9 protein-coding genes are annotated in these 12,260 nt (G+C 61.5%); 1 reads left to right on the top strand and 8 read right to left on the bottom strand.

Translation table 11 applies throughout. From position 1 onward, the window contains the following. Positions 1-3: 3 nt before the first annotated feature. A complete protein-coding gene (locus ACRQHG_RS05555) occupies positions 4-789 on the bottom strand; it encodes an L-threonylcarbamoyladenylate synthase (RefSeq protein WP_435719722.1) in 786 nt (261 codons plus the stop codon). Positions 790-1,109: 320 nt separating this feature from the next. On the opposite strand from ACRQHG_RS05555, the gene ACRQHG_RS05550 reads away from it, so the two are divergent. After that, on the top strand, positions 1,110-7,415 hold the full coding sequence (locus ACRQHG_RS05550; RefSeq protein ID WP_435719720.1) for a DUF4011 domain-containing protein: 6,306 nt from the start codon (positions 1,110-1,112) through the stop codon (positions 7,413-7,415). A gap of 52 nt (positions 7,416-7,467) precedes the next feature. Here ACRQHG_RS05550 and ACRQHG_RS05545 read toward each other — a convergent pair whose 3' ends face one another. From ACRQHG_RS05545 to ACRQHG_RS05515, 7 genes are all read right to left on the bottom strand, one after another. Continuing rightward, positions 7,468-7,704, bottom strand: a complete 237-nt coding sequence (locus ACRQHG_RS05545; RefSeq protein ID WP_435719718.1) for a type II toxin-antitoxin system Phd/YefM family antitoxin — start codon at positions 7,702-7,704, stop codon at positions 7,468-7,470. An 83-nt stretch (positions 7,705-7,787) separates the two neighbouring features. After that, the gene (locus ACRQHG_RS05540; protein ID WP_435719717.1) at positions 7,788-8,627 is read right to left on the bottom strand and encodes an ABC transporter permease; all 840 of its coding nucleotides are present in this window, start codon (positions 8,625-8,627) and stop codon (positions 7,788-7,790) included. Continuing rightward, positions 8,624-9,475 carry an ABC transporter ATP-binding protein gene (locus ACRQHG_RS05535; RefSeq protein ID WP_435719715.1) on the bottom strand — a complete coding sequence of 284 codons (852 nt, stop codon included), beginning with the start codon at positions 9,473-9,475 and terminating at the stop codon, positions 8,624-8,626. Before ACRQHG_RS05535 ends, ACRQHG_RS05540 begins: the two co-directional genes overlap by 4 nt. After that, on the bottom strand, positions 9,468-9,842 hold the full coding sequence (locus ACRQHG_RS05530) for a hypothetical protein (RefSeq protein WP_435719713.1): 375 nt from the start codon (positions 9,840-9,842) through the stop codon (positions 9,468-9,470). Before ACRQHG_RS05530 ends, ACRQHG_RS05535 begins: the two co-directional genes overlap by 8 nt. Before the next feature lie 2 nt (positions 9,843-9,844). After that, positions 9,845-10,657 (bottom strand): DUF5808 domain-containing protein, encoded by an 813-nt coding sequence (locus ACRQHG_RS05525; protein WP_435719711.1) that lies wholly within the window; start codon positions 10,655-10,657, stop codon positions 9,845-9,847. After that, on the bottom strand, positions 10,644-10,994 hold the full coding sequence (locus ACRQHG_RS05520; RefSeq protein WP_435719710.1) for a PadR family transcriptional regulator: 351 nt from the start codon (positions 10,992-10,994) through the stop codon (positions 10,644-10,646). Before ACRQHG_RS05520 ends, ACRQHG_RS05525 begins: the two co-directional genes overlap by 14 nt. Positions 10,995-11,242: 248 nt before the next feature. Beyond that, positions 11,243-11,941, bottom strand: coding sequence for an MIT C-terminal domain-containing protein (locus ACRQHG_RS05515; RefSeq protein WP_435719709.1), 699 nt, complete (start codon positions 11,939-11,941; stop codon positions 11,243-11,245). Positions 11,942-12,260 lie beyond the last annotated feature (319 nt).

Below are 12,260 nucleotides of genomic sequence, written 5' to 3'. Positions count from 1 at the left end.
GACTTAGTAGTACGCCCCCTGCCGGAAATCCCAGCTGAGGAAGGATTCGGAAAGCAGCTGGAGAATCCGATCCAGGTACACGCCCTTGCGGATGAGCACCGGCGCGGGAGTGACCATGCGCTGCCCGTTCTGTTCGGGCACCAGTTTCCCGGATTCGTCCACGAAGGACACCATCACGCCCTGCTCCCAGCGGGTAGCTTCGGAAGCATCGGGCTGGATGGACGTCACGTAATCATCAGCTTCGATCACCAGGTCCGCTTCGGTGGCAATATCGGTGCCGATTCCTTCCACCTTGCCGCGGTTCCCACGCCCGGAGGGGTTCGCCGAAGAAGCGAAGACCAGCTTCCTATCCTTCTCCCACAGGTCCGCGGCGATCTGTTCGGCGGCTTTGCCGTAGCGGATCACGAAGCAGGAGGTTCCGCGCCCGTCACGCACGAGGTTGCGCGCTTCGCCTTCTTCCGGAATGTATTGTTCGGCAGCCTCGGCCCGCCAGGGCAGGATGCAGCCCATGAGGATATCCTCGTCCCAGTTCTTCTGGTAAAAATCGCGAATTTCCGGGGTGAGTTGCGCCAGGGTTTCCAGTTCTTCCATGGAGCCGCACAGCACCACGGCGGGCTTATTGCGTTTGCGGTTCTTCACCGCGAATTTGCGTTCCAGCCCGGCCGAATCGGTGGTGGCGATAATATAGCCGACCTTGGTGGGGACCACGCACATGGCGCCGCCCGCGCGAAGCAGCTGGGTGGCTTCCGTATTCAGTTCGCCATTCCAGTGCACATATCCTTCAGCCACGCGGGCCTCCTTCTCCTCTACCGTGGGTGGTTCCGTTTCCTCGCGAAACGTTTACGCGGTGGCCGTTTTTAGTACGACGACGCCCGGCGCGTGCCGCGCCGGGAAACCGCGCACTCTGGACACTAATGTAAATTCCAGATTCTGAGACGATGTGTTCACATATTGGACGCGCGTGAATCGTTCCGCGGACTAAAATACCCGCCTGCCCGGGGGAGATACGGAGTAACATATCGGGTGGATTGTCGAAAATATCGCCGATTGCCAATGAGGACACGGCACGGCACACACCATACGGAAGGGCACTAGCGGGAATGAGCGGAGTGGGATCTGAGGGAATCGACGTTCTTGTTGTGGAATCCGGAATCCTCCGCATTGAGATCTCCTACGCCGGGAAAACCGGCTGGGCACTTGCCCATAACCAGGTTCCCGTTATCAAAAACATCCTCGTTACCAATACGTCGGATAGCGAGGCGAGCGAACCAGCCCATCTGGAACTTTCCGCTCGCATTGGCGCGGATTCGCTTTTCGAGCTCACGGTTCCCCTTCCTGAACTCCGCCCCGGAAAGGCCGCCCCGGTAGCACCGCGTTTCCTCGCGCACACCCGGCTCGACCCGAGCAATCCTCTCTTACAGGCCACCGAATCCCAACCCGGAACCCTGGAAGCACATCTGCGCACCGAGGGGAGTTCCGCGGCCGGGTATGCCCGAGCCGATATACGTATCCTCGCTCCGAATGAGTGGTTCCACGCTCCGGCATATTTTGAGTCCCTGGCGGCTTTTGCGCAGCCCAACGCCCCGCAGATTCCCGCGCTGGTGCGCAAGGTTTCCGATTTACTCAAGGAAGCCACCGGCGATGCCTCGGTGCAGGGCTACCAGGCCGGTATCGAACGGGTGCTTCAAATCATGTCGGCTGTCTACGCGGTTTTAGCCGCCGAGGATATCCGTTACGTCACCCCACCCGCGTCCTTCGAAAATACCGGCCAGCGTATCCGCACTACGGAGGAGGTTCTCACCGCGAAAGCCGGCACCTGCATCGACCTGGTCCTTACCTATGCGGCCCTGGCGCAGTCCTGCGGGCTGCTCCCGGTAATTATTTTGGTGCCGGGGCACGCCCTCGTCGGTATTGCGAGCACGGAGGACGGCCTGCGCGAACCGGTTATTACCGAACCGGCCTCCATCAATAATTATTTGCGTTCCGGTGCGGTTCTTGCTTTAGATGCCGCTTTTTACGACGCCGCGCTCAGCTTCCCAGATAACCTCAATCGCACCAAGGCCAAGCTGACAGACGGTACTGTTCTTGCCCTCATCGGATTGGCGGAATCGCATAGGGATGGATTGCGCCCGCTTCCCACTCAAGCCCCTCCAGCTGCTGCCCTGCCGGATGCCTCAAGCACGGCCTCAGCTACAGCCGAGGCCGAGGCCGCCGCGTCCGCACCGCAGGCGCACTCTCCCGCGGCGGCTATTCGAGCTGCCGGGAAATTGGCGCAGCAGTTAACCGGGGATGATTCCGCAGACTATCTCACGTTGGATACCAGCGATGCGGCGCCGGCCCGGGTGCAGCGCTGGAAGCGTGAGCTCCTGGACCTCACCTTGCGCAACCGCCTCCTCAATATCAAACCGGCCAAAGAAGTCCTGGAATTCGAAGTTCGGGCTGGAATGCTGGCGGATATTGATGATCGCATTTCCCGCGGGGATCGTATTACGATGCGCGCTCAGGATGATCTTTCCGATAATCGTTTCCTGCGCGGAACTACGGATGTGAGTGATTTATCCGATGCTGAGGTGAGCGATGAGCTGAGCGAGCGCGGCATCCTGTTCGGGCACGTAACGGAGTACCGCTACGCCGAATTCTTTAAGAACTTGGCTCGCACCACGAAAACGCTGGCGGAGGAAACCGGCTCAGCCAATCTTTATCTCATGCTCGGAACGATGCGCTATACGAGCAAAAACGGGAAAGATGCCAGCGCACCGCTCTTCCTCCTCCCGGTACGGCTGGGTGGCGGTTCAGGCCGTTCCCGTTTCACGATCCAAGCCGATAACAGCGCTGAGGCCACCCCCAATCATTCTCTGGTGGAATGGCTCCATCAGGAACACGGCGTGCATATCACCGCGCTTTCCGAACCGAAACTTGATGCTTCCGGTCTCGATATCGACTACGCGCTCCGTGAGATTTCCGCCGCGCTGGTGCGCGAGAATCTTCCCTTTACGGTGACCCGGGATGTCTACCTGGGTATCGCCAAGTTCTCCACGTTCGGAATGTGGCGGGATCTGCGCGATCACTGGGATATTTTCATGGAATCTCCGGTATTTGAACACCTGACGCTGCGCCCCGGGGAAAGCTTCGTGGAGCCGAGCGACCTCCCGCCGATTGAACAGATTACACCGAATGAGGCAGAGCTCAATCTTCCTATTCCCGCCGATGGGGCGCAGATGCGAGTGGTATCCGCGGCCGGTCAGGGATATAGCTTCGTGGTGGAGGGACCTCCGGGAACCGGGAAATCCCAAACCATCACGAATATCCTCGCCCACCTCCTGGAACAGGGGAAACGAGTACTATTCGTAGCTGAGAAGCAGGCCGCGCTCGACGTCGTCAAAACACGCATGGAACGCATTGGCCTGGCACCTTTTATTCTCGATTTACACGGCGGGGAGCAACGCCCCCAGGCGATTCGGGATCAATTGCGCGGCGCGATTGACGCGAGTGTTCATTACGATATGCACCGCTGGGATAATGCCCGGGCACTGCTGCGTTCCCGCCTCGAACCCCTCGCCGCCTACCCGGCGCTCGTGCACGGAATGAATGCGGCCGGGCATTCGCTCTGGTCGGCCGTCACCGCCTCCCTCGATCTTGGCGAGGGAGCGGTCGCGGTAGTTCCGCAACGCTTCGTCACCGATCCGAATGCGCGCGCAACTATCGCCACTATCGATGAAGCGCTGCCCAATATCGCGGTGCGTGCACGCAGTACCGACCTGGCCGCCATGTCCGCCTGGCAGCTGGTGGGTCCGTATCACGCCCCACTCCCCGACCTCATCCATGCTTTTGACGGGCTCGCGGCCATGGCCGCGCAATGCGAGAAATACCCGGAGCTGGTCGATACCCTCAAGAGCGTTCCGCTTTCGGATGTACGCAAGGCACTCGATGGAACCTCACCGCTACTAGATCCGGAGGAGGCCCGGCAGCTGGCCTCCTCCACCTGGAAAATCGCAACGGTTGCCGATAAGCTTTCCCGGCTAGCTCCCGAACTGGAGTTTTTCACCGACATTTTCTCTCCCGCATTCTTCGCGTACGGCGATACCTCCGCACTCAGCCGCGCGCTTGATGAGCTTGCGGAGGGCGGCTTCTTCGGGAAGAAGAAGCGCGTGGCGGCCTACCGTTCAGCCCTTATTCCGGCACTGCCCGCCGGGCGGGAACCGGATATCGAGGGCGAGCACTCCCCTGATACAGTCCGGGCCGCGCTCGGCCGGCTCAGCTATATGCGCCGCGCCCTAGCTGATCTGGAAACAGAACTAGAGAATATCCCGGGTGCACGCCAGCGCGTGAGTGTGGCTCTTAGTGACCCGAGCGCTCCGGCAGCGCTCGCGGAGGCCGCGGATTCTCTCCAGCGTTCTTTGGAGCTTTCCACCCGCTTCCCCGCCCTGGTGGAGCTCACCCGCCGCGCCGGCAGCCTGGATGATGCTCGCGCCGCGCTCGACATCATCAGCTCCACCTGGGACGCCTGGGCGACTGCCGCCGATCTGCAGCTCCCTTCGGAAAACCGGTGGATGAGTGTTTTCCAAGAATGGTATCCGCGCTGGTCAGCAGCCGGGCGTGATTCCCTAGCTGCCGCGGTCGAATGGCACCGCGCCACCGCGATCTTGCGCAAGAACGGCCTGGAAGAATTCCAGCACCAAATCGAAATGGGCGAAGTGCCCGACCGTGACATCTCCCTCGCCTTCCGCCGCGGGGTGGCCTCTACCAGCGCGGAAGAACGCATGCGCGCCTTCAGCGGCCATATTTCCCTCTCGGAACAAAATAGTTCGGATCTCACTCGCCTCCAGGAGGCTTTCGCCACGATCCAGGGTGAAGCCACCCAGGCGCTACCGGCGACCCTCATGGCGCGGCGGTCCTTCCGCCCCGGGGAGCTCCACGGGAAAGTGGGGACTCTGCGGCGCAACCTAGATCGCAAACGCGGGGCGCGCAGTTTCCGCTCCTTGCTGGAAGAATTCACCGAGGAGATCCTGGAAGCCACACCCTGTTTCTTCGCTAGCCCGGCATCGCTTGCCACGTTCGTAGATCCCACTGCCGTAGTTTTCGACGTCGTCATTTTTGATGAGGCGAGCCAAATTACCGTTGATCAAGCAATGGGTGCCATCGGCCGCGCTAAAGCAGTGATTATTTCCGGGGATAGCCGGCAAATGCCACCTACGCGGTTCGGGAAAACCGGGCCCTTCAGCGGTGACGATGAGGATCTTGACGATCCGGATCGCCCCCTCGTAGAGACGGTGGTCAGCGATCTGGAGTCAATTCTTTCCGAGGCGGTCGAGTCCGGCCTGCCGCGGCTGTGGCTCTCCTGGCACTACCGTTCGCGGGATGAATCCCTCATTGCTTTCTCCAACGAAGCCTATTACGAAGGCAAACTCTCCAGTTTCCCCTCGCCGGGTAACGCGGCACTTTTCGGCGGCGCGGGCGTGAGTATGCGGCGCGTTTCTGGAACGTTCGACCGCAGCCGCGGGGCCACCTTCCGAACCAACCGGGTGGAAGCCGAAGAAATCGTGCGCGATATTCACCGGCGCCTCAATTCTCCGTCATTAGCGCACCAATCAATTGGCGTTGTCACTTTCAATATCCAGCAGCGCAACCTCATCCTTGACCTGCTGGAAGACTCACGCGATCCCCTCATCCGCGCCGCGATGGAACAGGAAAAGGACCCGCTTTTCGTCAAGAACCTCGAAAACGTCCAGGGCGACGAACGCGATGTCATTATTTTCTCCACCGCATTTTCACCGCGCGAACCCGGTGGCCCGCTTCCCCTCAATTTCGGGCCGCTCAGCCGCGAGGGCGGTGAGCGCCGCTTCAACGTCGCCATTACCCGCGCGCGCAGCGAGGTTCTGGTGGTCACCTCCTTCGATCCGGAAGACATCGACCTCAATCGCACCCGCTCGCGCGGAATGCAGGACTTACGTGAATACATGCTGCGGGCCCGCGCGCGTACTCAGAACGACGGCGCAGCTCCCGCACCGGCCGATTCGGCTGCGGAGGGCAGTTCCGCGCTTCCCCGCGCCCTGAGTATTAATGACAACCCGGTGCGTGATCGACTCATGCACGAGCTGCGCGAGCGCGGCTGGGAAGTGGAGGGTGATTACGGCCTGTCGAGCTACACCCTCGATATCGTGGTGCGCGAGCCGGGTAGCAAGGTGTGGCTTCTGGCTGTCATGTTCGATGACGAAAAATGGAGTTCGCTCCCCACCGTGACGGATCGTGATATTACTCCGCAGCTGCTGACCTCCATGATGGGGTGGCTCGCGGTGGAACGCGTGTGGCTCCCGGAGCTGCGGCGCGATCCGGCCGGGGTCATTGACCGCATTGATGCTTCTGCGCGGAAAGCCAAGGAACGGTACGCGGCGGAGGAACGGAAGGCCGAAAAACGCCAGGAGCGGGCCGCGAAAAAGCTGGCCGGCCGCAAAGCCAAACTCGCCCGCGCGGCAGCAGCGGATAGCGATGCCGCGCCTAGCGAGGAACTCACCCCAGCCCCGGAAAGCAGCCGCGCCCCGGTAAGCAACCACCAGGACCCGGATGCCGAATCGGCTCTCACCTGGCGCGAAGTCCCCTCGGCGCATCGCAACACGCACACGAAAGCGAAACGTGCGGCTGAGCCAGATCAACACGGAACCCCGGAGGATCCGCAACCAACCCCGCAATCTGTTCCGCAACCGAAGCGAAGCACAATTCGGGTCGCGCTCAAGCCAGCCACCCCGGAAAATCCCATTGATACATCTGAGGAACGCTGGCGTTTTGGGGAAGCCTGGGAAAAACACGGCACGAAACCCGGAGAATCCGTCCGTCACCTAAGCGAGAGCGTTGATGACTGGGGCGCGGATATTCCGCCATGCCCAGCACCGTTAACTCTCCCGAACACATCTCCCTTGGGGAGCCGCGAGGAGCTGGAATTCCCCATGTCTACCGCGCGAACAGCCGAAGTTCGCGAAGCCGTGCGGGAGATGATCGAAGAGAGTGCGCCGCTTCCTTTGCAGTCCTTGCGGGTAGCGATTGTTAAAAGGTTTGGGCGTCAACGGACCTCCGAGAAGGTTAACAAAATACTCGATACGTTCATCCCTCAGGATCAGATTTTCGTTGATGATTCCGATGGCCAAGAATTCGTATGGCCTGAGGATGTTTACCCGGAGAATTGGCATTACTACCGCCCCTATCCCGGCCGAGGCATTAACGAGATTCCGTTGCGCGAAATTTATAATATGGCGCGCGTATTAGTGGAAAAGTATCCAGAAGAATACCAGTGGGGCCAATTCCCTGATGAGGATTTCGTGCGCCATGTTCTCAAAGAATTCAGCCTCTTACGGCTCGGTCCGGACGCCTGGGGGCGAGTGAGTGAAGCGGTGCTTTTGTACGGTAACGAGCACCGGGACTAGCCGGCAGCGAAGCGGCTCCCGCACCGAACATAATGCGGGAGCCGCTTATCTTCTACCATTCAAGCGGATCGCTTGTGCCGCCCTCGTGGCGGGCCGCCTTGACCGATTCGGCGAAGCCGGGGACACTCACTAAACGCAGAGTTTCGTGGAGCGCCAGCCAGTCATCCTCGCTCAACAAAACGGCATTGGCTCCCCGGCCCGCGATAGTCACCGGCGCGCTGTGTGCATTCACCGTCTCAATGAGCTCCGGCAGATTTTCCTGTGCTGCGGCGACGGGGATAACGTTCATACCGCGAGTCTACGCAAAGGAATAAGTCGGGGCGAGGGCCGTAGCCGATTCCCAAAAACCGAGCTCACCCCGGCCACACCAACTTACCCGAGCGGGCGGCGCTGGTAGAGGCGCAGTGCGAGCCAGAGGAGCGCGCAGGCCGCGAGCGCCGTCGTCGTTCCTATCCACCACAGGCCCGGAACCTCAGCACCACTCGCCACGGCGCCCACCGCATCATTCAAACCGAGCGGGCTGTAGCACGCGCCCGCCTCCCACATGCCGCCGAACGCCAGCACGAGGTACGCAACGAAACCGATACCGGCGCTGGCCAGCATATTTCCCGTCGCCACCGCGGCCAGGACCACCACGGAAAGCAGGAAAATAATCGCGAGCAGCCAGAGTGCCGCGGCTCCCAGGAGCGCAAGCACGGCGCCGTCGTCGAAAAGAATACGGGTGAGGAGGCCGGCCACCGCGCTGCCGCCGAAAGCCACCGCGGCCACCAGGAGCACCGTGCTCAGCATTTTCCCGGCGAAAACGGCCGTGCGGCTCACAGAGCGCGTCACGATCAGCACCACCGGGCCGCCGAGTATCCCGGTGACGATCTGGTAGGCGCCGAGCATCACGAAAAGCACCCCGAAAATCTGGTGGAGGTTTTTCACCCATTGCGCGTGCGCCTGGATCCAGGTGGGCTCGGGCATGGCCGCGCCGAGCGCCGCGGCGGTATCAGGCCCGGCCAGCGCGGCAATAATATCGGGGGCGTAGAGCGCCGTGAGCGGGGAGACCACCGCGAGCAGCAGCGCCAGGCCGAGCACCACCCAGGTGCTGGGCACGCGCAGCAGGCGGCGCAGGTCGTAGCGCAGCACCGCGCGGTTGCCGGTGCGGATGTGCGTAGCGCAAGTGTCCGCAACGCGAGTATCAGTGGCGCGAGTATCAGCAGAACTCATTGGCTTACCTTTCCGCGCGAGAGGTATTCGTATACATGCTGGAGCGAGGGCGGGGCGACATCAAGCTGCGCCTCCACGCCCGCTGCCCCGCATGCCGCCGCGATGGCGGTGCGTGCCGCTTCGGTATCCGCGCGCGCCACACTGACCTGCACCGTGGCACGTTCGGGCCGGTAGAGCGCGAGCACTTCATCGAGGGGACCTTCGGCGAGGAGCGTTCCCTCATGCAGCATCCCCACGTGGTCGCATACCTGCTGCACATCCGCGAGCAGATGCGAGGTGAGAAGCACGGTGGTACGCCCGGCCAGCTCGCGAATAATATTAAGCACATCGGCGCGGCCGAGCGGATCAAGGGCGCTCGTCGGTTCGTCCAGCACTAGGAGCCGCGGAGCACCCACCAGGGCCAATGCAATTCCCAGGCGCTGCGTCATGCCGCGGGAAAACCCGCCAATATTCCCCGGGGCGCGGGTCAGACCCACCAGCTCGAGCAGATTGGTGGCCCGGCGGCGAGCCACCGCGCGTTCCACCCCGGATACCTCGCCGAAAAATTCGAGGGCTTGCGGCGCGCTCATCCACCCCGGCAGGCTGGGCACATCCGGCAGGTAGGCGACGCCGGGCACCGGGGCGGCCGGCAACGTGCCCCGTTCATGCCCGAGCACCCGCGCCGTGCCGGAACTGGCGGCGATAAGCCCCAACAGAATTTTAATTGTGGTAGTTTTCCCGGCGCCGTTTCCGCCGATCAGCCCGTACACCGAGCCCTCGGGCACGTGCAGATTGACATCCGTGAGGGCGGCGAGCCCCGCAAAATTCTTACTGAGATTTTCGGTGCGGACCGCGTACGTCTTATCCATAGAGCTCACGCACCGTTTCGCTCGCGTTGGCGGCTTGGGTTGCGGGCGCTTGCGCTGTGGACGCCGCCGCCTGCGTTCCGGGCGCTTGCGTTCCGAGCACCCGCGCCGCAGCGGATTGCTTCTCCCAGACGTGCCGTTCCCGCAACGACTTGTTCGCCCGCGCGTACATAAAGAGGAACAGCAAAGTCCCCACCAGCGAGCCGAGCAGCACAATCACCACCCACCCCAGGCGCGGCACCCCGGCGAGCTGCCGCTCCGGCCACCGCGACAGCAGCACCAGGCTCGTGATGAGCAGGGCGAGTTGAATCAGCGCCACGATTCCCAGGGCGATCTGTGCCGCCGCGGGCAAAGCAAGAAAATCTTCCATGGTTACTCAGTTTCTTTCGTATCGGGTGAGGTTGTGGCGCCGTGTGCGGCACCGGCGGCGCCCGCGGGTGCGGCCGGGGTATCCGAGTGCTTACGTTTGAGCAAACGGTCCAGATTCCGTAGCGCTCCGCGCGTAGTGGCGACGACGACGCCAGCTGCCACCGCGGGAAGCGCCACCGCGGTGCATCCGGCCAGGAGGGCTGCCGAGGCTGGGCGGTGGCTGGCGTAGCGGTCTTGTGCTGCAAGCGAGAGGAGGGCCGTGGCCTGTAATCCGGCCGCGAGCGCGGTAGCTGGAACATCCATGCGTTCGCGATTACCCCAGGCCGCGAGCGCTGTGCCGGCAGCCCCGAGGAGCGCAGCGGGCGCCACCGCCCGCGCTGCCGGAACTATGCGGCGCGGGCGCAGGTTGGCGCGAAAACCGGAGGGAAGAAGCCGGTGGCGGCTGGCCACCAGGGCGGCTGCTCCCACGGCGAGGGCTCCGCCAAGAGCTGGCGCGATGCTGAGGGCGCGGCAGGTGCGGGGAGGAATATAGTCTTCCAGGTCCGGGAGGGAATCATCCGGGCGGATCATTCCCAGGCGCACCGCGAGCGTGCCCATATTAATATCCCAGCCGATCCCGAAGCTGCGCGGCACGAAAATCCGGGGATTTTCCGGTTCGAACCAACGCGCCCGAGCTTCGCGGGAGCGCAGGGCTTCCATGGAAGCGGGGATTCCGAAGATTGTGGGAACTTCGTAATCAGTGGGAACCCCCGAATCGGTGGGAATCCCGGAATCGGTGGGGGCCGTAGGGGTTGTAGGCGAGTTAGGCTCCGGCATTGTTATCACCTCGGTCGGTTGTGAGGGCGGTGAGATGGGATGTGACGACGGCGGCAAGATTGCGCCATTCGCCAGCGAGTCGTTCCCCGTAGCTGCGGCCAGCCACGGTGATCGTGTAGATCTTGCGCGGGGGCCCGGCCGGGGATTCCTCCCAATGAATGGCCAGGTGACCAGCCTTTTTGAGACGGTTAAGAAGCGGGTAGAGGGTGCCGGCCGATACCGCCATACCCCCATTTTCCAGGCGCTGGAGCAACGCCCCGCCGTAGGCCGGCGCCCTGGAAAGCGAGGCGAGCACAATAAGTTCAAGCACGCCTTTACGAAGCTGAGAATCAGCCACCACTCCCCCTTTCATTTACCGCGGTGCGGGTGCCGTGCAGGTACGTTCGCACCGCTTGTATGCATCACATAGTAGTAGGGATAGCACAGTAGCGCGGCGAGTTTTCAGGATATGAGAAATCCAGTCGTTTCTGTGCTATTATTGAGCCAATAGTTCAGCCCGCCCGAGGTTCCTCGGTGTGGGCTGATCCTCTATCCACGGAGGTCGGGGGCTAGCCCCCGTTTCCACCCACTCTCCCACGGCTTCCCTTACTTTTTATCCAGGGAATAGGCAATGCTAAAACCCCGAACCTTTCGGAATTCCTGGCGCGAGGTAGGGAAGGCATAGCGGCCACCCTCGAAGTTGTGGTAGATATCGAGGCCCCGGCCCAAGAAGATGAGCCATCCAGTATCGGCACGCAACCAACGGTCGTGCGCACGCGAATCGAAAATCACATCGAGGTCAATGCCCTGCTCAGCGGCATTTTCCGTGATCTTATCGAGCATCCGAACCTGAAGTTCGTGATGCTCATCCTTCTTCGCCCTCAGTGTGAACAACCGAAAGCGGCATCGCTTTTCGGGTTTCTTCACTAGAGCCACAACCGCCATTAGCTCGACGAGGTTACGCCCCTGATACGAATAGCTGATGAACGGGTCATGCAATTCAACATCCGTACATCCCCGCAGATAGGAGGCAAATAGCAAATCGAAGGTAACACCGGTTTGCCCCTCGTCGAAGATGCGGTAGCCCGGAAACGCGACACTGTGCCGGCCAGATCCGTATCGGTGCAAAGATCCCTGCACGCCGTGGTCACCACTAGTTTCCAATACACGTTTCCCCATAAGGAAAATATAGATGACCGACCAGGCGTTCCCGGCAGAGGTGGCTGATCCCACCCCGCGGCTCACAGCATCCGCTTGCAGATCACCGCGCGAATCGCGCCTTCTCCTCCTGCATACTTTCTGCATAGTGACATTTTTGTCACTATGGAATACCACTGTGGATACGACGACGCATTTCCCGCTATTTCACCAGTTGACAAGCCAGTACCCCAAAGCCAACAGCTCCCCAGGACCGGCCACAAACGCCGTTCCGGCTTGCATAGTGACATGCATAGTGACATTTTTGTCACTATGGAATACGGCCATACACCGGCCAGCACCCGCGCATCATTTCACCAGTTCACAGGCGTATTTTCTGGAACTGGCATCCCGCGAACCCTCACCGTGAGCGCCACCTTTCTCTGCATAGTGACATGCATAGTGACATTTTTGTCACTATGGATTG

Source organism: Actinotignum vesiculae, from assembly GCF_051267215.1.
In the GTDB taxonomy this organism is placed as follows: Bacteria; Actinomycetota; Actinomycetes; order Actinomycetales; family Actinomycetaceae; genus Actinotignum; species Actinotignum schaalii.
This window is presented reverse-complemented; position numbering and strand designations above follow the sequence as displayed.